20 protein-coding genes are annotated in these 21,256 nt (G+C 58.6%); 4 read left to right on the top strand and 16 right to left on the bottom strand.

Annotated features, from left to right (window positions below; genetic code table 11):
• Positions 1–221: 221 nt before the first annotated feature.
• The 9 genes from ACP7BE_RS18150 to ACP7BE_RS18110 form a co-directional block, all read right to left on the bottom strand.
• Positions 222–728 carry a DUF2878 domain-containing protein gene (locus tag ACP7BE_RS18150; RefSeq protein ID WP_133144317.1) on the bottom strand — a complete coding sequence of 169 codons (507 nt, stop codon included), beginning with the start codon at positions 726–728 and terminating at the stop codon, positions 222–224.
• Positions 721–1,992 (bottom strand): SAM-dependent methyltransferase, encoded by a 1,272-nt coding sequence (locus ACP7BE_RS18145; protein ID WP_150628590.1) that lies wholly within the window; start codon positions 1,990–1,992, stop codon positions 721–723. Before ACP7BE_RS18145 ends, ACP7BE_RS18150 begins: the two co-directional genes overlap by 8 nt.
• Complete coding sequence (locus tag ACP7BE_RS18140) at positions 1,979–2,779, bottom strand: DUF1365 domain-containing protein (RefSeq protein ID WP_426106742.1); 801 nt, start codon at positions 2,777–2,779, stop codon at positions 1,979–1,981. The genes ACP7BE_RS18145 and ACP7BE_RS18140 overlap by 14 nt, the downstream gene beginning before the upstream one ends.
• Positions 2,776–4,023, bottom strand: a complete 1,248-nt coding sequence (locus ACP7BE_RS18135) for an NAD(P)/FAD-dependent oxidoreductase (protein WP_426106740.1) — start codon at positions 4,021–4,023, stop codon at positions 2,776–2,778. The genes ACP7BE_RS18140 and ACP7BE_RS18135 overlap by 4 nt, the downstream gene beginning before the upstream one ends.
• Positions 4,020–4,790: an SDR family NAD(P)-dependent oxidoreductase gene (locus tag ACP7BE_RS18130; RefSeq protein ID WP_095001109.1), complete on the bottom strand. Its 771-nt coding sequence runs from the start codon at positions 4,788–4,790 to the stop codon at positions 4,020–4,022. The genes ACP7BE_RS18135 and ACP7BE_RS18130 overlap by 4 nt, the downstream gene beginning before the upstream one ends.
• The gene (gene phrB / locus ACP7BE_RS18125; RefSeq protein WP_095018250.1) at positions 4,783–6,228 is read right to left on the bottom strand and encodes a deoxyribodipyrimidine photo-lyase; all 1,446 of its coding nucleotides are present in this window, start codon (positions 6,226–6,228) and stop codon (positions 4,783–4,785) included. Before phrB ends, ACP7BE_RS18130 begins: the two co-directional genes overlap by 8 nt.
• A gap of 8 nt (positions 6,229–6,236) precedes the next feature.
• Positions 6,237–7,175 carry a MerR family transcriptional regulator gene (locus ACP7BE_RS18120; protein WP_323165835.1) on the bottom strand — a complete coding sequence of 313 codons (939 nt, stop codon included), beginning with the start codon at positions 7,173–7,175 and terminating at the stop codon, positions 6,237–6,239.
• A 2-nt stretch (positions 7,176–7,177) separates the two neighbouring features.
• Positions 7,178–8,146 (bottom strand): YbgA family protein, encoded by a 969-nt coding sequence (locus ACP7BE_RS18115; protein ID WP_426106737.1) that lies wholly within the window; start codon positions 8,144–8,146, stop codon positions 7,178–7,180.
• Positions 8,147–8,318: 172 nt separating this feature from the next.
• Positions 8,319–9,305: an NAD(P)/FAD-dependent oxidoreductase gene (locus tag ACP7BE_RS18110; protein WP_095001113.1), complete on the bottom strand. Its 987-nt coding sequence runs from the start codon at positions 9,303–9,305 to the stop codon at positions 8,319–8,321.
• Positions 9,306–9,497: 192 nt separating this feature from the next.
• On the opposite strand from ACP7BE_RS18110, the gene ACP7BE_RS18105 reads away from it, so the two are divergent.
• A complete protein-coding gene (locus tag ACP7BE_RS18105; protein ID WP_095001114.1) occupies positions 9,498–10,400 on the top strand; it encodes a TIGR01777 family oxidoreductase in 903 nt (300 codons plus the stop codon).
• A 13-nt stretch (positions 10,401–10,413) separates the two neighbouring features.
• The gene (gene hemH, locus ACP7BE_RS18100) at positions 10,414–11,439 is read left to right on the top strand and encodes a ferrochelatase (RefSeq protein ID WP_095001115.1); all 1,026 of its coding nucleotides are present in this window, start codon (positions 10,414–10,416) and stop codon (positions 11,437–11,439) included.
• Between the two features lie 106 nt (positions 11,440–11,545).
• Here the strand turns inward: hemH and ACP7BE_RS18095 are convergent, their stop codons facing one another.
• Together ACP7BE_RS18095 and upp are read right to left on the bottom strand one after the other, a co-directional pair.
• A complete protein-coding gene (locus ACP7BE_RS18095; protein ID WP_095001116.1) occupies positions 11,546–12,823 on the bottom strand; it encodes a uracil-xanthine permease family protein in 1,278 nt (425 codons plus the stop codon).
• A 1-nt stretch (position 12,824) separates the two neighbouring features.
• The gene (gene upp / locus ACP7BE_RS18090; protein ID WP_095001117.1) at positions 12,825–13,463 is read right to left on the bottom strand and encodes a uracil phosphoribosyltransferase; all 639 of its coding nucleotides are present in this window, start codon (positions 13,461–13,463) and stop codon (positions 12,825–12,827) included.
• A gap of 164 nt (positions 13,464–13,627) precedes the next feature.
• Between upp and ACP7BE_RS18085 the strand changes: the two genes are divergently transcribed.
• Both ACP7BE_RS18085 and ACP7BE_RS18080 read left to right on the top strand, forming a co-directional pair.
• Entirely contained in the window at positions 13,628–14,185 is a 558-nt protein-coding gene (locus tag ACP7BE_RS18085) for a hypoxanthine-guanine phosphoribosyltransferase (protein WP_426106733.1), read from the top strand.
• 64 nt (positions 14,186–14,249) lie between these two features.
• A complete protein-coding gene (locus ACP7BE_RS18080) occupies positions 14,250–15,191 on the top strand; it encodes an AEC family transporter (protein ID WP_095023081.1) in 942 nt (313 codons plus the stop codon).
• 2 nt (positions 15,192–15,193) lie between these two features.
• Here the strand turns inward: ACP7BE_RS18080 and ACP7BE_RS18075 are convergent, their stop codons facing one another.
• The 5 genes from ACP7BE_RS18075 to gatA all read right to left on the bottom strand — a co-directional run bounded on the left by ACP7BE_RS18075 (position 15,194) and on the right by gatA (position 21,248).
• On the bottom strand, positions 15,194–16,666 hold the full coding sequence (locus ACP7BE_RS18075) for a PhoPQ-activated pathogenicity-related family protein (RefSeq protein ID WP_150629125.1): 1,473 nt from the start codon (positions 16,664–16,666) through the stop codon (positions 15,194–15,196).
• A 137-nt stretch (positions 16,667–16,803) separates the two neighbouring features.
• Positions 16,804–17,844, bottom strand: a complete 1,041-nt coding sequence (locus tag ACP7BE_RS18070; protein ID WP_095001120.1) for a calcium/sodium antiporter — start codon at positions 17,842–17,844, stop codon at positions 16,804–16,806.
• A 47-nt stretch (positions 17,845–17,891) separates the two neighbouring features.
• Positions 17,892–18,263 (bottom strand): septal ring lytic transglycosylase RlpA family protein, encoded by a 372-nt coding sequence (locus ACP7BE_RS18065; RefSeq protein WP_095018247.1) that lies wholly within the window; start codon positions 18,261–18,263, stop codon positions 17,892–17,894.
• Between the two features lie 77 nt (positions 18,264–18,340).
• Complete coding sequence (gene gatB / locus ACP7BE_RS18060) at positions 18,341–19,786, bottom strand: Asp-tRNA(Asn)/Glu-tRNA(Gln) amidotransferase subunit GatB (RefSeq protein ID WP_095018246.1); 1,446 nt, start codon at positions 19,784–19,786, stop codon at positions 18,341–18,343.
• A 10-nt stretch (positions 19,787–19,796) separates the two neighbouring features.
• Positions 19,797–21,248, bottom strand: coding sequence for an Asp-tRNA(Asn)/Glu-tRNA(Gln) amidotransferase subunit GatA (gene gatA, locus ACP7BE_RS18055; RefSeq protein ID WP_095001123.1), 1,452 nt, complete (start codon positions 21,246–21,248; stop codon positions 19,797–19,799).
• Positions 21,249–21,256 lie beyond the last annotated feature (8 nt).

The raw sequence follows: 21,256 nt of genomic DNA, 5'->3' as shown, positions 1-21,256 counted from the left end.
GTGCTGGCATCAGGTGTGAATGTGCTGATGAACGCAGATGTATAACCCCCCGTAGATACTCTGTTGCCGGTCAACCCTCCCTGTGGGAGCGAGCCTGCTCGCGAACGACTTTCGCGAGCAGGCTCGCTCCCACAGTTAAAATTTCCTTCAGACCTTGCAGCTGCCGCAGCCGTCGTAAAGTCAGCCATTGCGGTTTGCCAGATGAAACTCGCTCTCAGGATTTACGCTTGCTGCGCAACCGGACGTAGCCTGTCGGCAATCGCTACAAGGACCGCAAACAACCCAGCCCACAACAGGCTCAACCCGGCCAGCGTCGGCCAAAGGCCCAGCGGGAATTGCACCGCGCCCAGACGTTGCCCGGCGTAATACGACAGCGGTCCACCGATGGCTCCCAGCAAAACAGCACGCCACCAGGGCTTGGCAGTCCACGCCAGGCAGTGGTTCAAGGTGATGGCCAGCAGGGCCCAAAGCAACATCAGCCAGAACGGAATCACTATGCCGGGCTGCTTGAAGGCGAAAACATCGGCATTGAGCAACAGGCTGTCCACCGTACTGCCGAGCACGCACACGACCACTACCAGGCGCACTTCTGCCAATGAGCGGCTGATAAACAGCAGATGCACCAGCAGGGCGCCCGCGGCCAGCAGCAACCACAGGCTGTTGCCTCCCAGTACACAGGCAAACCAGCCGAGCTGGAACAGCCCGGCATTTACCAGGTTTTTAGGCATTGAAGCGACCAAGCAATGGTTCGGGCATGGCCGCCGGCTTGGCCAGCAACAATTGTGCGGTGCCGATGCTGCGCTCGAGAAAGCCGCCCTCGCAGTAGCACAGGTAAAACTCCCACAGGCGCAGAAAATATTCGTCGTAACCCAACTCCGTAAGGCGACCGTGGGCGCGGCGAAAGTTCTCATGCCACAGGCGCAGGGTTTTGGCGTAGTGCAGGCCAAAATCCTCCATATGCATCAGATTCATATCGGTGTCCTTGCCGACAATTTCGAGCATTTTTTGCACGCTGGGCAGTGCACCACCGGGAAAGATGTAGCGCTGGATAAAGTCCACGCTACTTTTTGCCTGCTCGTAACGCTGCTCGCGAATGGTGATGGCTTGCAGCAGCATCAGGCCGTGGGGCTTGAGCAAGCGGGCGCATTGCTTGAAGTAACTGGGCAAGAAGTGATGGCCGACTGCTTCGATCATCTCGATCGACACCAGCTTGTCGTATTGCCCGGTCAGGTCGCGGTAATCCTCCAGCAGTAACGTTACTTGCTCTTGTAAGCCTAGCGCCTCGATGCGGGCTTGGGTGTAGTCGAATTGCTCTTTGGACAATGTAGTCGTCGTCACCTTGCAGCCGTAATGTTGCGCTGCATACAACGCCATGCTGCCCCAGCCGGTACCGATTTCCAGCAAATGGTCTGCGGGCTTGAGGTCGAGCTTCTGGCAGATGCGCTGCAGCTTGTTAAGCTGGGCTTGCTCCAGGGTGTCGTCAGCCGTTAAGAACTGCGCGGCGGAATACATCATGGTCGGGTCGAGGAATTGCTCGAACATGTCATTACCCAGGTCGTAATGCGCAGCAATGTTTTTTTGCGAGCCCTTGCGGGTGTTGCGATTGATCCAGTGCAAGCCGCGAATCAGCGGGCGACCCAGGCGGGCCAGGCCACCTTCCATGGCATCAAGCACGTCCAGGTTGCTGACCAGTACGCGGATCACTTTGGTCAGGTCAGGTGAACTCCAGTAGCCATGAATAAAGGCTTCGCCGGCGCCAATCGAGCCGTTGCTGGCGATCATGCCCCAGACGCTTGTATCGTGAATCTGCACCTCGCCGACCAGGCCCGCGCCGCTGTCACCGAAGATCAGGCGTTCACCGTTTTCGGTGACCACCAGATGCCCGCTTTTCAATTGACTGAGCTGGCGCAGCACCCCGCGTCGCAGTAGTGCGCTGGTCAGGTTGTGGGTAGTCGACAGTGAGGTTTTGCTCACCAGGCTAGGGCTCTTCATGGCGTTGATCCTTGGGTTGCAGGGCGGCAATGCGAAAGGCGCCGTCGGCGGCCTGGTGGGAAAAAATCGGTGTGCGTTTAAGAAACAGGCGCAAGGCTTGCCAGTAAATGGCCAGGCAGGTTTTGGCGGTCATCCACGGGAACTGCCGCAGATAGCGGTGCAGGCCCGGGCGGTCCAGGGGAGTGCGTTGCAGGTTGAGGGTGGCATCAAACAGTTTCAGATCACCTTGCCAGTCGGCCATATGCACCCCGAGCCGGGCCTGGGGCGGGCTGAAGCTCATGTGGTATTCCAGATCCCGTGGCAGAAAAGGTGATACGTGGAAGGCTTTGGCCACGGCAACGTGGGAAAGACCGTCTCCATTGGCGGGAAGCACATAGTGATAACGTTCGCGCCAAGGCGTATTGGTGACTTCACACAGGAGGGCGGCCAGTTTGCCGTCAGCTTCGTAACAATAGAAGAAGCTCACCGGGTTGAAGGACAGCCCCCAACTGCGGGCTTGTGTGAGCACGCATATCTGGCCTTGCGGCGTATACCCCAAAGCGCTGGAAACTTGCTGGCGTACCGCATCAATCAGGCGCATGCCGGTTGCGGTGAAGGTTTTCAGGTAATCGGTTTCACGAAACGAGAAGGGCGCAAAGCGACTTTTGCCTGCCAGTGGTGAAAGCCCCAGTACAGCGTCTTGCTCATCCAGATCCAGATACAACAGGCCGATCTGATAGCGAAAGGCATGGGGCTTTGGAGCAAAGCGCCGATGGCCGATCCAGCCGCTGTACAGGGCGCTGTTCATAATTGCTGACCAAAGGCCTGGGCCACGCGCAAGGCGCTGACCACGCCGTCTTCATGGAAGCCGTTGGCCCAATAAGCGCCACAAAAGTAGCTGTGCTGTGCGCCCAGCAGTTCTTGCCAGCGCGCTTGCGCGGCGACGGCGTCCAGACTGTATTGCGGGTGGGCATAGGTGTAGCTGGCCAGCACTTTGAGCGGGTCAATTGCTGCGGTTTGGTTGAGACTGACGCAAAAAGTGGTCTCGCTCTGAATCCCTTGCAGGATGTTCATATCGTAGGTTACGGCTGCACGTTTTTGCCCTGCACCGCCCAGGCGATAATTCCAGCTAGCCCAAGCCAGCTTTCGGTCGGGTAGTAATCGGGTATCGGTGTGCAGCACGACCTCGTTGTCGGCGTATGGCATGGCTCCCAGAATCTGTTGTTCGGCAACCGAGGGCTTGGCCAGCAGCTTCAGGGCCTGGTCGCTGTGACAGGCAAAGATCACCTTGTCGAAAGATTCAGTACCACCAACGCTGTGCACCAGAACGCTTTCGGCATTGCGTTCAACCTGGAGAACCGGGCAGTTGCGGCGAATCCTGTCGGCAAATCCTGCGCTCAAGGGTTTTAGGTAGCTACTGGAACCGCCTTCAATCACACGCCATTGCGGGCGATTGCTGACGCTGAGCAGGCCGTGATTCTTGAAAAAGCGCACAAAGAACTGCAATGGAAAGGCCTGCATCTCGACCAGTGACATCGACCAGATCGCAGCCCCCATCGGCACGATATAGTGTTCGATAAAGCGCGAGCCATAACCCCGCAGTCGCAAGTAGTCGCCCAACCGGGTGTTGCTGGCAATACGTTGTTCGTCCAGGTCGCGAATGGCCTCGCGATTGAAACGCAAAATATCGCGCAACATGCCCCAGAACCTGGGCGACAACAGGTTGCTGCGCTGGGCGAACAGGCTGTTGAGGGTATTGCCGTTGTATTCGAGGTTGCTGTCGGTGTCGTGGACTGAAAAACTCATTTCAGTGGCTTTGGAGCCAACACCCAATTGCTCCATCAATTTGATGAAATTAGGGTAAGTCCAATCGTTGAACACAATAAAGCCGGTGTCCACGGCATAGGTTTGGCCTTTGACGCTCACATTGACGGTATGGGTGTGCCCGCCGATCCAGTCGCTGGCCTCGAACACGCTGACATCATGTTCTTTATGCAGCAGGTAGCCGCAGGTCAGCCCTGAAATCCCGCTGCCAATGATCGCTATTTTCATGATGGATTACCGTCGGATGTACGTGCCAGACGCTTGCCTAACGCCACTTGCAGGCGCTTTGGCAGGTTTGCCAGCAGCCGCAAGGAGGCAATGAACAGCGTCGGGAAGGCGATCTCCAGCGGGCGTTTTTCCAGGCGCTGGCAAATATGCCGTGCCGCCTTGTGTGCAGGCCAGCGCATGGGCATCGGGAAGTCATTGTGTTCAGTGAGCGGGGTATCGACAAAGCCGGGGCTGACCAAAGTGACATCGATCTGCTCCTGGGCCAGATCGATGCGCAACGATTCGAGCAAGTAGCGCAGGCCGGCTTTTGACGCACCGTAGGCCCCGGCCCGTGGCAATGGCCATAAGGTGACCGAGCTGACCACTCCCACCAGATGCGGGCGCGAGCCTGCGCGCAGCAGTGGCAGTGCGCTTTCCAGGCAATAGCTGTTGGCCAGCAGGTTGGTGCGCACCACGCGCTCGACCAGTGCGGCGTCGAAGTGGCGGGCATCAACATACTCACAGGTGCCTGCATTGAGGATTACGGTGTCCAGCGCGCCCCAGGCCTGGATGATGCGCTTGCCAATTTCGCGTACCTGCAGGCTGTCGGTCAGGTCGCCGGGCACCAGCAAGACCTGTCCGGGGTAACGGTCGGACAAGGCTTTCAAAGGCGCCAGCGTGCGGGCTGTCAATGCCAGCCGGGCGCCACTACTGAGCAACTCTTCGGCCATTTGCGCACCAATGCCGCTGCTCGCGCCCGTGAGCCAGATCCGCCGCCGATCAGCCATGGCTGGCCTCCAGCATTTGCCGGGAGGGCAGATTTTTGAAGGCGCTCAAGGCGCGGTCGCGGCTTTGGCTCAAGTTGACGATGGGCGCCGGGTAATTGGCCACGCCAAACAGCCCACCCACCGACGCGGGGTTGTGCACCTGTTTTTTGTTCAGCTCGGCCAGTTCGGGCAGCCAGTGCTTGATAAATTTACCCTCGGGGTCGAAGCGTTCGGACTGGGTGATCGGGTTGAAAATACGGAAATACGGCACCGAGTCGGTTCCCGTGGATGAACTCCACTGCCAGCCGCCATTGTTGGCGGCCAGATCACCGTCGATCAGATGCTGCATAAAAAAGCGCTCGCCCTCGCGCCAGTCGATCAGCAGATTTTTGGTCAGGAACATAGCCACTACCATGCGCAGGCGGTTGTGCATCCAGCCGGTTTCCAGCAGTTGCCTGATGGCCGCGTCGATAATCGGGAAGCCAGTGCGGCCCTGTTTCCAGGCGGCCAGTTCATCCGGCGCGTGGCGCCAGGGCAGGTATTCGGTTTCCGGACGAAAGGCGCGGTGACGTGAGACCCTTGGGTAGCCCACCAGGATATGTTTGTAGAACTCGCGCCACAGCAGCTCGGTGATCCAGGTAAAGACCCCCGGGCTGCCGCTTTCAAACTCGCCGTTGTTGCTTTGCAATGCGGCGTGCAGGCATTGGCGGGGTGAGATCACGCCTGCCGCGAGGTAGGCCGACAGCTGGCTGGTACCGGGTTTGGCGGGCAGGTCGCGTTCGTCCTGATAGTAGTGGATCTGCTCATCGGCAAACTGTGCCAGGCGTTGGCGAGCCTGATCCTCGCCTGCTGGCCACAATGCGCGCAGCGAATCGCTGGGTACGGCGAAACCGCTGACAGACTTGGGTATGACGTCGCTCTGGATATTCAGCGGTGATTGTTTTTCAGGCCTGGCAACCAGCTTGGGCAAGGCCATGTGCAGGCGGTTGTAGCAGATGCGGCGAAACTGGCTGAAGACCTGAAAGTACGAGCCCGACTGCGTGAGGATGCTGCCCGGCTGGAACAACAGTTGGTCGAGGTAACCGTGAAACTCGATGCCCTGGGCTTCAAGGGCCCGGGCAACTGCCTGGTCGCGGCGGGTTTCATGGATGCCATATTCCTGGTTGGTGTGTACCGCCTCAACTCCGTGCTGCTGGCAAAGCTCAAGGAGCACCGCAGGCGCCTGGTCCCAGCTGGGCGCAGTACGAATAAGCAAAGGAATATTGAGCTGTTGCAGGCTGTTGCTCAGCGTGCGCAGATTGCGCAGCCAGAAGTCTACCTTGCTTGGCGCATCGTCATGGGCCAGCCATTGCTCGGGGCTGATCAGGTATACGGCCAGGGTGGGGCCGCGTTTGGCAGCGGCGCTCAGGGCGGTGTTGTCGTCGTGGCGCAAGTCGGTGCGCAGCCAGATCAGTTGCATATCATTTCCTAGCGATAAAGGCCGAGTTGGCTGAGGCGTTGATGGGCCTCTACCGGGTTGTGGGCCAGATACAATCCTGCGATCTCGGTTGTACTTACGGACAACTGGTCGAAGTGGATGCATACCGTCGGTCCGGCGATCAGGATCGGGCAGTCGATACCCTGCAGCAGTCGGGGCAGTTGATGGGTATTGAGGGTTTTGCTGGAGTACAGCACCACGGCGCGGGGCTTCAAATGCTCGACAGCCAGGCCCAGTTCGCCGCCGGGCACAGGTGCGTCGAAGACTTCGATCGGGCAGTGGCTGCTGCTGACCAGCAAGGCGGTCAGCCACAGTTGCGGCTCGAAGGGCAGGTCGGAATGATTGATCAGCAGTACCGGCGCGCCCTTGAGCGAACGGTTGTTGTGATAAATCCGTGCCCCCAGCTTGCTGCGCAGCCAGGAGTGGAAAAACACCCGCTCCAATTGCGCACCGAACTGCCCTTGCCAGCGTTGTTCCAGCTCGCTCAAAAGAGGCAGCAGCAGTTGTTCGCAGAGCGGGCGGGCAGGGTAGAGCGACATTGCCTGGTTAAAGCAGTCGTCGAGGCGGCGTTCGGCCAGCTCACTGATGGCTTCAATCATGGTTTGCCGCCACGCCTGCCAGTCGCTGTCAGGTGCCGGGGCGAGAGTAGGCGGCGCGTTGAGTAGCGGCTTGATCTGGCTGACCGACACGCCACGGTTGAGCCACAACAAAATCTGCTGGATGCGCTGGATATGCTCGGTCGAGAACAGGCGATGGCCCTTGGCCGTGCGGTGCGGCACGATCAAGCCGTAGCGGCGTTCCCAGGCACGCAGGGTCACGGCATTCACTCCGGTGATGCGCGATACTTCGCGGATGGGCAACCAGCCTTCGGCCAGTGCCTGGCTGTAGTCCGTACCAGGGGTGTTGGACATGATCAGGTCATCATTCATGGTCAGATGGCATTACGCAGGCTGAGGTCTTCCGGATGCGGCTGCAGGTAAACCTGGCGCGAGATGTACGGGTGGGGGTGCAGGCGAAAGTGATGCTTGAGCAGGGTCAGCGGGACCACCAGTGGCACGATGCCGTGCAGGTACTGGCCAATCAGTTGCTGGACTTCCTGCTTGTCTTCGGCGCTGATGGCTTGCTTGAGGTAGCCACTGATATGTTGCAGCACATTGGTGTGGGTGCGGCGGGTGGCACATTTTTTCAGGGCTTTCATCAGTTCGCTGAAGTACTGCGGTGCGATGCCCATAGGGTCTTGCTTGCCAAGGCTGCCGAGCAGGTTGCCGAGGGTTTTGTACTGCACCGGATGATGGGCCATCAGCAGATATTTGTAGCGGGCATGAAACTCGGTCAGTGAGCGGCGGGTAACGCCCTGTTTGAGCAGTGCCTGCCAGGCGCTGTAGGCGTACACCCGGGTCATGAAGTTTTCCCGCAGCACCGGGTCGTTCAAACGGCCGTCTTCTTCCACGGGTAAATCGGGTTGAGCGTCACAGAATGCCCGGGCGTAGATGCCGCGCCCGCTCAGTTCGGCAGGGCGTCCGCTGTCCTGATACACCTTGACCCGCTCCAGGCCACAGGACGGTGACTTCTGCATGAAGATGTAGCCGCAGATATCGGTGTGCGCCGCGGCCATTTCCACGCCGTAGTCGTGCAGGGGCCGGGTCACGTCCAGCGTGCTGTCGACCGTGCCGACAGCCTGGGGTTGTAAGGGGTTGCCCACCAATCGCACCGGCTGGCGCGGAATACCCAGACCGATGGCGACCTCGGGGCAAAGCGGGACAAATTCGAAGTGTTGGGTCAGGGCCTGGCTGCACAGGCGTGACTCTTTATGCCCGCCGTTGAACCGCACTTCAGCCCCCAACAAGCAGGCGCTGACGGCTATTTTGGGTTTGTGCCGGGCAGATGCGGGGCTGGACATGTGACGAACCTCCAAGAATTACTTGTACATCTTTTTGGTGATGTACAACTTGAGTTCATCATATGCCAGATGTTGTACAAGTCAAATTTCTTGTACAGGTATTTGGAGGGTTGTTAATCCCGCGTAGCAGCTGCTCGTTCCTGCGGCAGCTGCTGCGGCGCGTGTTGCGGCTTCAATCCAGATGCTCGATCAGCCGTCGCGCAGCTTCCTGGCCGCTGAGCCAGGCGCCTTCCACGCGACCTGACAAGCACCAGTCACCACAGGCATACAGGCCCAGATCGGAGTCGGCCAGCGCGCCCCATTCATGCGCCGCAGCAGGGCGGGCGTAGAGCCAGCGGTGGGCCAGGCTGAAAATCGGTGCGGGAGTAGGGAAGTGCATCAACTCGGCAAATGCGCCGTGCAGATGTTCGATCACCGACTCTTTGGGCAGGTCGAGGTTCTGTTTGCTCCAGGCACTGGTGGCGTGCAGGACCCAGGTGTCAGGCTGGCTGTCGCGCCCCGGTTTGCTGCGGTTACGGGCCAGCCAGTCCAGCGGGCTGCCTTGCACGAAGCAGCCTTCCATGGGCGTGTCGAGGGGGGATTCGAACGCCAGTGCCACGGCCCAGGCCGGTTCCATTTTCACACCGGCAGCAGCGCTTGCGAGCTTGGGTGCGCTGGCCAGCAGGGACGTGGCTTGTGGTGCCGGAGTGGCGATGATGACGTGGCTGAACGGGCCGTGTTCCTCACCTTCGGCATCCAGCAAGTGCCAGCGTTTTTCGCCGCGTATAAGGTCGGTGATCTGGCAGGAGAAACTCACGGGCAAATGGCCCAGCAGGCCTCGGGTAATGGCGCTCATTCGCGGCGTGCCCACCCAGCGGGTTTGCTCGTCGGGTGAGGGGCTTAACAGGCCATTTTTATAGTGGTACAGGTGCGGCTCCCACTCGGCGGCCCAGCCTTCGGCTTGCCATTGCTGGACTTCATCGACAAAACGGCGGTCGCGTGCGGTGAAATACTGAGCCCCCAGGTCCAGTACTCCGACATCACTGCGCTTGCTCGACATGCGTCCACCGCTGCCCCGGCTTTTATCGAACAGTTGAATTGCGTGCCCCGCCTTGTGCAGGGCATTTGCGGCTGACAGCCCGGCTATGCCGGCACCGATAATTGCGATGGGTACAGTCATTGTGGCCCCCGATCTCTGTTTGCACAGACTACGCCGTCGGCAATACCTGTACAATTATGTTTTTTAGTATAGGTTTTAGTGTTTGTTCCAGATCCATGTGGCCTATTCTTAAATCAGCTCAACGACCGATAAAAGGTCTTTATATAAAAATAGACCAGTGCTCCCGATAAAACTCCTTGTGAGGATCAACTCATGCACATTTTGCTGACCGGCGGTACAGGCTTGATAGGGCGTCAGCTCTGTCGTCACTGGCTGGCGCAAGGCCATCGCCTCAGTGTGTGGAGCCGTCGCCCCGAACAGGTGGCTCAATTATGCGGTGCCCAGGTCAAAGGGATTGCCCTGCTTGAAGAGCTTGGTGAGGAGCCGATTGATGCGGTGATCAACCTGGCCGGCGCGCCGATTGCCGATCGGCCCTGGACCCGCAAGCGCAAGGCTTTGTTGTGGAGCAGCCGCATCACCTTGACCGAGACCCTTGTGGGTTGGTTGCAAAGTCGTGCGCAAAAGCCTTCAGTGCTGGTATCGGGTTCGGCGGTGGGCTGGTATGGCGACGGTGGTGAGCGCGAGCTGACAGAAGAGTCGCCGACGGTGAGTGAGGATTTCGCCAGCCACTTGTGTATTGCCTGGGAAGAGACTGCTCAGCGGGCACAGGTTCTGGGGGTGCGCGTGGTCCTGGTGCGCACGGGGCTGGTGCTGGCGGCCGAAGGCGGCTTTTTGTCGCGCCTGTTGTTGCCGTTCAAGCTGGCGCTGGGCGGGCCGATAGGCAATGGTCGGCAATGGATGCCGTGGATTCATATCAATGACCAAATCGCCCTGATTGATTTTCTTGTGCATGAGAATGCCGCAAGCGGTCCTTATAATGCCTGCGCGCCGCATCCGGTGCGCAATGGCGAATTTGCTCAGGTGCTGGGTCGCGTGTTGCACCGCCCGGCCTTTATGCCCATGCCTGCCTTTGTGTTACGTGTGCTGCTCGGCGAGATGGCCGGTTTGTTGCTGGGTGGTCAGCGGGCTCAACCGGCAAAACTGCTGGCAGCGGGTTTTACTTTTCAGTTCACCGATTTGCGTGCGGCGCTCGAAGATGTCGCCGCCCGCCCCTGAAATAGGAAGTTGCATGACCGATCACGCGCTGTTGCTGGTTAACCTGGGTTCGCCGGCGTCTACTTCGGTAGCGGATGTACGCAGCTACTTGAATCAGTTTTTAATGGACCCGTACGTCATCGATCTGCCGTGGCCGGTGCGACGCTTGCTGGTGTCGCTGATTCTGATCAAGCGGCCCGAGCAATCGGCCCATGCCTATGCCTCGATCTGGTGGAAGGAAGGTTCGCCGCTGGTGGAACTGAGCCGCCGTTTGCAACAGGCCATGACCAAAGAGTGGAGCCAGGGCCCGGTCGAGCTGGCAATGCGTTACGGCGAGCCATCGATTGAAACCGTGTTGACCCGTATTGCTGCGCAGGGCATCAAAAAGGTCACTCTGGCGCCGCTTTACCCGCAGTTCGCCGACAGCACCGTGACCACGGTGATTGAAGAGGCCAAGCGGGTGGTAAAGGCCAAAAAGCTGCCTGTCCAGTTCTCCATCCTGCAACCGTTCTATGATCAGCCCGAATACCTCGATGCTCTCGTGGCAAGTGCCCAACCGCATCTGGAGCAGGATTACGATCACTTGCTGCTGAGCTTTCACGGCTTGCCCGAGCGGCATTTACACAAGCTCGATCCGACCGGCAATCACTGCTTCAAAAATGATGACTGCTGCAAGAATGCATCGCCTGCGGTACTTGCCACCTGTTATCGGGCGCAGTGTCTGCGCACCGCACAGGCCTTTGCCGAGCGCATGGGCTTGCCTGAAGGGAAGTGGTCGGTGGCGTTCCAGTCCCGTCTGGGCCGGGCCAAGTGGATTGAACCCTACACTGAGGCGCGTCTGGATGCGTTGGCCAAGCAAGGGGTGAAGAAAATTCTGGTGATGTGCCCGGCGTTTGTGGCCGATTGCATTGAAACCCTGGAAGAGATTGGCGATCGCGGACGCGAGCAGTTTATCGAGGCGGGGGGCGAGGAGTTGGTGCTGGTGCCGTGTCTCAATGACCACCCGCAGTGGGCGCAGGCGTTGAACACGTTGTGTGAGAGGGCGCCGCTGGCCCTGTAGGAAACCCCTGTGGGAGCGGGCTTGCTCGCGATGCAGTCAACGCGGTCTATCTGTTGGATAGAGGTGATGCCATCGCGAGCAAGCCCGCTCCCACAAGGATTACAGGTCAGATGACGGGCCCGTCACCTTTTTTCTTGTGCTTCCAGCTGTCATTGCCCGGCAGGATCAGGTTCAGCGCAATCGCCACAATGGCGCACAGCGCGATGCCTTTGAGACCGAAGTCCTCAGGCCCCATCCCCGTACCGATCAGTACGCCGCCAATCCCGAATACCAGGGTCACCGAGACGATTACCAGGTTGCGTGCTTCGCTCAGGTCGACTTGATGGCGGATCAGGGTGTTCATGCCCACCGCCGCAATCGAACCGAACAGCAGGCACAGAATCCCGCCCATCACCGGCACTGGAATGCTTTGCAGCAGTGCGCCGAACTTGCCGATAAATGCCAGGCTGATGGCGAAGATCGCCGCCCAGGTCATGATTTTCGGGTTGTAGTTCTTGGTCAGCATCACCGCGCCTGTCACTTCGGCGTACGTGGTGTTGGGTGGGCCACCCAGCAAGCCGGCTGCAGTGGTGGCAATGCCGTCACCGAACAGTGTGCGGTGCAGGCCCGGTTTTTTCAGGTAGTCGCGACCGGTTACGCTGCCTACGGCAATGACACCGCCGATATGTTCAATGGCCGGGGCAAGTGCCACGGGGACGATAAACAGAATCGCCTGCCAGTTGAACTCGGGCGCGGTGAAGTGCGGTAGCGCAAACCAGGGGGCGGCGGCGATCTTGGCGGTGTCGACAACACCGAAGTAGAACGCCATGCCAAAACCTACCAGCACGCCGGCAATGATCGGCACCAGACGGAAAATCCCTTTGCCGAATACGGCCACGATCAAGGTGGTCAGCAGTGCTGGCATCGAGATCAGCATGGCCGTCTGATAGTGAATCAGCTCGGTGCCATCTTCAGCGCGACCCATGGCCATGTGTGCGGCAATGGGTGCCATCGCGAGGCCGATCGAGATAATCACCGGGCCAATCACCACGGGTGGCAGCAGGCGGTCAATAAAACCGGTGCCCTTGAGCTTTACCGCGAAACCGAGAAAGGTGTACACGAAACCGGCTGCCATCACGCCGCCCATGGTCGCGGCCAGGCCGAACTGACCCTTGGCGAGAATGATCGGAGTAATGAAAGCGAAACTCGAAGCCAGAAAGACCGGCACCTGGCGCCGGGTCACGATCTGGAACAGCAGAGTCCCGAGACCCGCCGTGAACAGCGCAACGTTAGGGTCCAGGCCTGTAATCAAAGGCATCAACACCAACGCGCCAAAGGCCACGAAGAGCATCTGCGCGCCAGATATGATCTGGCGCCAGAGCGGGTCGTTGAACTCGTCCTGCATGTTAAATGTCCTTTTGCTTGGTGCCGAAGATCTTGTCGCCGGCATCACCCAAGCCCGGAATGATGTAGCCGTGCTCGTTCAAACGCTCATCAATGGAGGCGGTGTAGATGGTCACGTCCGGGTGAGCGGCTTCAACAGCTGCAATCCCTTCAGGCGCAGCAACCAGCACCATGGCGCGGATTTCCTTGCAGCCTGCTTTTTTCAGCAGATCAATGGTGGCAACCATCGAGGAACCGGTGGCCAGCATCGGGTCGATAATCATCGCCAGACGCTCGTTGATTTCCGGTACCAGTTTTTCCAGGTAAGTGTGGGCCTGGAGGGTTTCTTCATTGCGGGCAATGCCGACAGCACTGACCTTGGCGCCCGGGATCAGGCTAAGGACGCCTTCAAGCATGCCGATACCTGCACGCAGGATCGGGACGACGGTAATTTTCTTACCGGCGATTTTTTCAACTTGAACAGTGCCACACCAGCCGTCGATATCGTAGGTTTCGAGGGTCAGGTCACTGGTGGCTTCATAGGTCAGCAACGCGCCGACTTCCTGAGCGAGCTCGCGGAAATTCTTCGTGCTAATGTCAGCACGACGCATCAGGCCGAGTTTGTGACGGATTAGCGGATGGCGTATCTCACGGATAGGCATAGGGAAAAACTCCGGGGGCAGGCAAAAAAACCGGCCTAGATTAATCTAATCCGGGGTGATGTCCTACAGACATTACTGCACGTTAGTCCATAAATGCTTGATCTGAGCCAAGCGGATGCGTACCTTTGCCCGCTTTTCTTGCACAACACCCCCTGGAGAGCGTCATGTCTGCTGATCTCGAGCATATCCGTCAAATCATGCGAGAGGCTGACTGCCTGTACACCGAAGCTGAAGTCGAGGCAGCCATTGCCCGCGTTGGCGCGCAAATCACGGCTGAAATGGCCGAGACCAATCCAGTGGTATTTTGTGTGATGAACGGCGGCCTGATTTTTTCCGGCAAGCTGCTTACCCATCTGCAATTTCCGCTTGAAGCGTCGTATTTGCATGCGACACGCTATCGCAATGAAACCACGGGTGGTGACCTGTTCTGGAAAGCCAAGCCTGAAGTCTCGTTTATAGACCGTCATGTACTGATCATCGATGACATCCTCGATGAAGGTCACACCCTGAGCGCGATCGTTGATTTCTGCAAACACGCCGGTGCCCGTCAGGTGCATACCGCGGTATTGATCGACAAGAAACATGACCGCAAGGCGCGTCCTGACCTGAAGGCCGACTACACGGGCTTGCCTTGCATTGACCGTTACGTGTTTGGCTATGGTATGGACTACAAAGGCTACTGGCGTAATGCTGCCGGCATTTATGCCGTCAAAGGTATGTAATAAAGGTCGTTGAAGCTGACCCCTGGAAGGCTTCAACCTGTCCTGTCTTCACGAGAGCGCCGACATGCTGGCTATATTCCTTCAGACGCTCTCCATTACGGCTCCCGTGTTTGCCATGCTGTTTTTAGGCGTGGTGCTCAAGCGCGTGGGCTGGATCAATGACAACTTTATCCATACGGCGTCGGCATTGGTGTTTAACGTCACCATGCCGGCGTTGTTGTTTTTGGGTATTTTGCACGCCGACCTCAGGGCTGCCTTGCAGCCCAAGGTGCTGGCGTATTTTGTCGCGGCGACCCTGCTCAGCTTTGCCCTGGCGTGGGGCTGGTCAATCTGGCGCTGCCCGCGGGAAGACCGTGGCATCTACACCCAGGGTGCTTTTCGCGGTAATAACGGGGTTATCGGCCTGGCTCTGGCGGCCAGCATGTACGGCGACTACGGGATTTCACTGGGGGCAGTGCTCGCCGGCCTGGTGATCCTGCTCTACAACACCCTGTCGACCATCGTATTGGCGGTTTACAGCCCGGTCATCAAGTCAGATCCGTGGAGTATCTGCAAAAGTGTGGTCAAGAACCCGCTGATCATCAGTGTTCTGGCTGCAGTGCCCTTTGCGCTGTTCAAGATCAGCTTGCCTGGCTGGTTGCAGGCATCGGGTGAGTATCTGGCGGCGATGACCTTGCCGCTGGCGCTGATTTGCATCGGTGGCACGCTGTCATTGGCGAGCCTGCGCAAAAGTGGCGACATGGCGCTGAGCGCCAGCCTGGTGAAAATGGTCAGCATGCCGCTGCTGGCAACCCTCGGCGCCTGGATCTGCGGTTTTCGCGGGCCGGAACTGGGGATTTTGTTCCTGTACTTCGCCAGCCCTACGGCGGCTGCCAGTTATGTCATGGCGCGGGCAGCCAATGGTAATCACGAGCTGGCAGCAGCGATTATCGTGATCACCACTTTGATGGCGGCGATCACCACCAATATCGGGATTTTTGTGTTGCAGTGGGGCGGCTGGATTTAATCTCAGGCTGGATCGTTCAGGTTTCTGCATGCAGGCCCGATTTGTTTGGGTGTCCAGGTCGGATAGGTGTGCGGCAAAACCAGTACAGGCGTACTGATGACCAGGCCGTCGGCCATCGTGGCCTCTATGTAGTTGGCGCTCCAGCCCTCTTCGGGTGAGTTCAACTCAACGGTAAGCGTGTTGTTTTCGGTCATGACAATCGGGGTGGCTTCGTACCTGATACCGCAGGCCAGTCGGAAATCACGATCATTGAGATTGAACGCGCGCCATTGAACCAGTTTGGTGGGGCGTTCAGAAAACCCAAGTTGCATTTTTGAACTTGCCGATTCGGTTTTTTCGATGGTTGTTAGGGTCGGTAATGGACGTTTCTGTTGCAGTCGGTTGGTAAAAGCAATCAACGAACTCTCGATAAATGCCTTGATCCCGTAATGGCTTGCGTTGGGTGCGACACGGAGCATTTTTGTTCCAGGCAACGCGTCAAAATAAAACCGTGCGTTGTCCGGGAGAAAAAAGTCATCGCTGCTGGCATTCACGATGTACTTGGGGATTGTCATCCTGTCGGTTGATGATTTGGCATAGAGCAGAGGGTCTTCTATCTGCATCAGTTTGTCGAAATCAGCCGTTTCTAACTGTTGCGTAATGCCTTCGTGGTGATAGGCATTGAAAGCAATCGGCCAGCTTTTACCATAAGCACCATAGGTGTGTTTCAGAACCGCTTTGGTGTTGAGAATATCGATAACAAAGGGGGCTATTGCGCTCACCCGCGAGTCTGTCAGCGCCGTCATCCATACCGCCCACCCCCGTTTGGACGCGCCGCTGGCAATAAAACGATCTATTTGCCATGGGTTGAGCTCCTGTTGGGCAAGGTCCATGGCTTTGACCAGTGTGAGCATCATGGGAATGTGCAGCGAAAGAAATGGCCGGGTCTCAGGGCTTTTTAGAAACAGAGACCAGCTATGGGCCACGCTGTCATCTTCGCGACGCGCCAGGTCATCATCGGCATAGGTCAGGTACTGATTCGGGATATTGCTGACAGAGACCACAATGGTTTGCGTTTGCCGGGCAATGCCGAGTGCCATTTCTTCGGTAAAGTCTGTTGAAGGTTGCAGGGGTTTGTCGGTTGCAGGGATATTGATCCCGTTATTGGCGATCAATAGTGCCTGGCTATTCAATGCAGCTTGCGGAATATAGATATCGACAGTGTGAACCCAGTCGGTCGGGCGAGCGAAGTCATGCCCTGTCCAGCGCTGGGACTGAAGCTCGAAGCGACGTCTTTCCACCCCGGGAAACAATGTTGAGCCGATGAACTTATGCGTCAGCGCCTGATCAGCTTGAGCCTGTTTGTAGCAGCCCAATACTTTACTGAAATCTTGACCGTTGTTGATGAAGCAGGCCATCGCGGCATCCGATGCGTAACTGCAACCGCTTGTCAGCAGGGTGAGGGCGAGTAAAACGAGGGAGCGAAGTGAGTTCATGGCAGGCCCGTAAATACCAGAGGCGCATGTATCGCGCGGCATCCTCCATGTTTACGGGAGCTATCTAAATACTTCAGCAGGATGTACCTGTCTTTGTTGTAGGTTTTGTTCCTGCATTAAGTGGTAATCACCACGCCTCAATGTTGTCGGCGCCATGCACGCAAAGTGCTGAACAGCAGAAACAGCAACAAAGCCGGCAGAATGTAAAACAGCATCAGATGCTCGAGCTTGCCTGCCAGCGGCATGCCGGTGGTGAATGACACTACGTGCAGGCCATACGCCAGATACAAACCGAGAAACAGCAAGCCTTCCACCCGTGTCACCCGATAGCCGCTATAGAACACCGGCAGGCACAGTGCTGCGACGCCCAGCATTACCGGCAGGTCGAAGGCCAGTGCATTGGGCGACACCGACAGTGGCGCGGGCGCCAGCAGGGCGGTGAGCCCCAATACGCCCAGCAGGTTAAACACGTTGCTGCCAATGACGTTGCCCACCGCAATTTCACGCTGGCCGCGAAATGCAGCAATCAGGGAAGTGGCCAGCTCGGGCAGTGAGGTACTCACGGCGATGATGGTCAGGCCGATGATGCGTTCGGACAGGCCCAGCTCTGACGCCACCTCGACGGCAGCGCCCAGCAGCAGGTGGCCGGCAAAGCCGAGGAGGAGCAAGGCGCAGCCCATCTGCGTGAGTGTGCGTAGCCATGAAGCGTGAGGGGTGTCGCGGCCGGGGTGGTGGTGACCGCTGTGGCGGGATTGGTGCAGCAGCAAGAACAGGTACACCAGCAAGCCGACCAGCAAAAGTGCGCCGTCCAGGCGGTCGAGTTGATGGTTCAGGGCCAGTGCAAACACCATGATGCTGGCGAGAATCATCAACGGGATGTCCAGGCGCACCAGCTGTCGCGACACCCGCAGTGGAATAATCAGCGCCGAAAGCCCGAGGGTGACGAGGATGTTAAAAATATTGCTGCCAATGACACTGCCCACGGCAATGTCCGCGGTGTCATTGAGCGCGGCCTGCAGGCTGACCGTCATCTGGGGTGCGCTGCTGCCCATTGCTACCACGGTCAAGCCGACCAGAAGTGGCCGTACCTTCAATTTGCTCGCAATGTGCTCTGCGCAGCGCACCAACAGCTGCGCACCTGCAATCAACAGCACCAGGCCGCCGAACAGTTGCAGCACGCTCCACGCAGATAATGCGTTCAAGCCGAAAATAGTGACCCCCTCGCTTAGTCGCTCAAGCCCTGGACCCGGACTTTAGCCGTGCCACTGCGCAGCATATCCAACTGCCTGGCGGCCTGGCGTGAAAGATCGATCAAGCGGCTGCGCGTATGCGGGCCGCGGTCATTGATGCGTACCACGACGGATTTGTCGTTGCTCAAGTTGGTGACCAGTACCCGCGTCCCGAAAGGCAGGGCGGGATGGGCAGCGGTAAGGGCATTTTGGTCGAAAGGTTCACCGCTGGCGGTTCGCTTGCCGTGGTGGCGAGCGCCGTAATAGGAGGCAATGCCGGTTTTGTCATAGCCGCGGGGGTCTATGTCATGGCTGGCACAGCCGGCGAGCAAGCTGAGCAGGGCGCAGGCGCCGAGTAGCTGCTTCATGGGGTAATCCTTCTGTTGCGGGAAATAACCACAAAAATCTGTGGGAGCGGGCAAGCCCGCTCCCACAGTTGAGTGGCTTAGCCTTCGAGTTTGCTTTTCAGCAGCTCGTTGACCTGTTGCGGGTTAGCTTTGCCTTTGGACGCTTTCATCGCCTGGCCGACAAAGAAACCGAACATCTTGCCGCGCTTGGCTTCGTCTGCCGCACGGTATTGCTCGACCTGCTCTGCGTTGGCCGCCAGCATTTCGTCCAGCACCTTTTCAATGGCGCCGCTGTCGGTGACTTGCTTGAGACCGCGCTTTTCGATGACCTCGTCAGCGCTGCCCTCGCCATTGGCCATTGCTTCAAGCACCACTTTGGCAATCTTGCCGGAGATGGTGTTGTCCTTGATGCGCTGCAGCATGCCGCCCAGCTGTTCGGCGCTTACCGGTGACTGGTCGATGTCCAGGCCTTGCTTGTTAAGCAGGCTGCCCAGCTCAACCATGACCCAGTTGGCCGCCAGCTTGGCGTCGCCGCTGATGCTCACGACTTTTTCGAAGTAGTCAGCTTGTTCGCGGCTCGAAGCCAAAACGCTGGCGTCGTAGGCCGACAGGCCGAACTGCGACTGGAAGCGCTCGCGCTTTTGCGGTGGCAGTTCTGGCAGGGTGGCGCGAACCTGTTCGATAAACGCATCTTCGATCACCACCGGCAGCAGGTCGGGATCGGGGAAGTAACGGTAGTCGTTGGCTTCCTCCTTGCTGCGCATGGCGCGGGTTTCGTCCTTGTTCGGGTCATACAGGCGGGTTTGCTGGATAACCTTGCCGCCGTCTTCGATCAGCTCGATCTGGCGCTGGATTTCGCTGTTGATCGCCTTCTCGATAAAACGGAACGAGTTGACGTTCTTGATCTCGCAGCGGGTGCCGAACTCGGCCTGACCCACCGGGCGCACCGATACGTTGCAGTCGCAACGCAGCGAGCCTTCGGCCATGTTGCCGTCGCAGATACCCAGGTAACGTACCAGGGCGTGCATGGCTTTGACGTAGGCCACGGCCTCTTTGGCGCTGCGCATGTCCGGTTCGGAAACGATTTCCAGCAGCGGTGTGCCCGCGCGGTTCAGGTCGATGCCGGTGGAGCCGCTGAAGTCTTCGTGCAGGCTTTTGCCGGCGTCTTCTTCAAGGTGCGCGCGGGTAATGCCGACCCGCTTGACGGTGCCGTCTTCCAGAGTGATGTCCAGGTGACCCTTGCCGACGATCGGCAACTCCATCTGGCTGATCTGGTAGCCCTTGGGCAGGTCGGGGTAGAAATAGTTCTTGCGGGCAAACACGTTGTGCTGACCGATCTCGGCATCTACTGCCACGCCGAACATGACGGCCATGCGCACGGCCTCCTGGTTCAGTACCGGCAATACGCCGGGCATGCCCAGGTCTACCAGGCTGGCCTGGGTGTTCGGTTCTGCACCAAAGGTGGTGGCACTACCGGAGAAAATCTTCGATTGGGTGGCGAGCTGGGAGTGAATTTCCAGCCCGATCACAACTTCCCATTGCATATGTTTCTCCTCAGAAGCCGGCAGGTGAGCGCGTGTGCCAGTCAGTGTTCAACTGATACTGGTGGGCGACGTTGAGCAGGCGACCTTCCTGGAAATAAGGTGCAAGCAACTGCACGCCCACTGGCAAGCCATCGACAAAACCGGCTGGCATCGACAGGCCCGGCAGGCCCGCGAGGTTGGCGGTGATGGTGTAGACGTCTTCCAGGTAGGCGGAAACCGGGTCGCTGTTTTTAGCGCCGATTTTCCAGGCCGGGTTAGGCGTGGTCGGGCCGAGGATGATGTCGACTTCGTTGAATGCCGCCATGAAGTCGTTTTTGATCAGGCGACGGATTTTTTGCGCCTGCAGGTAGTAAGCGTCGTAGTAGCCCGCCGACAGGGCGTAGGCGCCCACCAGGATCCGGCGCTGTACTTCCGGGCCAAAGCCCTCGGCGCGCGAGCGCTTGTACAGGTCAGTGAGGTCTTTGGGGTTTTCGCAGCGATGGCCGAAGCGCACACCGTCAAAACGCGACAGGTTGGACGAAGCCTCGGCAGGTGCGATGACGTAGTACGCAGGAATCGCGTGCTGCATGTTCGGCAGGCTGATCGGCTTGATCACGGCGCCGAGTTTTTCCAGTTCCTTGATGCTGTTGTGGATCAGCTCGGCGATACGCGTGTCGAGGCCTTCGCTGAAGAACTCTTTAGGCACGCCGATACGCAGGCCTTTCAGCGAACCATTGAGGTTGGCGCTGAAGTCCGGTACGGGCTCGTCAATGCTGGTGGAGTCTTGCGGGTCGAAACCGGCCATGCCTTGCAGCAGGATGGCGCAGTCTTCGGCCGTGCGAGCCAGCGGGCCGGCCTGGTCGAGGCTGGAGGCGTAGGCGATCATGCCCCAGCGCGAAACGCGACCGTACGTCGGTTTCAGGCCTGTGAGGTTGGTCAGGGCTGCCGGCTGTCGGATAGATCCGCCAGTGTCGGTCCCCGTAGCGGCAGGCAACAGGCGGGCGGCAACGGCGGCGGCCGAACCACCCGACGAACCGCCGGGTACGTGGTCAAGGTTCCACGGGTTTTTGACCGCGCCGTAGTAGCTCGATTCGTTGGCCGAACCCATGGCGAACTCGTCCATGTTGGTCTTGCCCAGGCTTACGGCGCCGGCAGCGGCCAGCTTGGCTACCACTGTGGCGTCGTACGGTGCCTTGAAGTTGTCGAGCATCTTCGAGGCGCAGCTGGTGCGTACGCCCAGGGTGCAGAACAGGTCCTTGTGAGCGATCGGGGCGCCCAGCAGGGCACCGCTTTCACCGTTGGCGCGACGTGCGTCAGCGGCCTTGGCCTGCTCCAGGGCAAGGTCTTCGGTGAGGGTGATAAAACTGTTGAGCTGAGGATCGAGCTGGGCGATACGCGCCAGCAGGGTCTTGGTCAGCTCTTCGGAAGAAAACTTTTTATCGGCGAGTCCGCGGGCGATCTCGGCCAGAGTCAATTGATGCATGCAGGCGC

This window comes from Pseudomonas sp. TWR1-1-3 (assembly GCF_049896805.1).
Taxonomy (GTDB): Bacteria; Pseudomonadota; Gammaproteobacteria; order Pseudomonadales; family Pseudomonadaceae; genus Aquipseudomonas; species Aquipseudomonas bubulae.
This window is presented reverse-complemented; position numbering and strand designations above follow the sequence as displayed.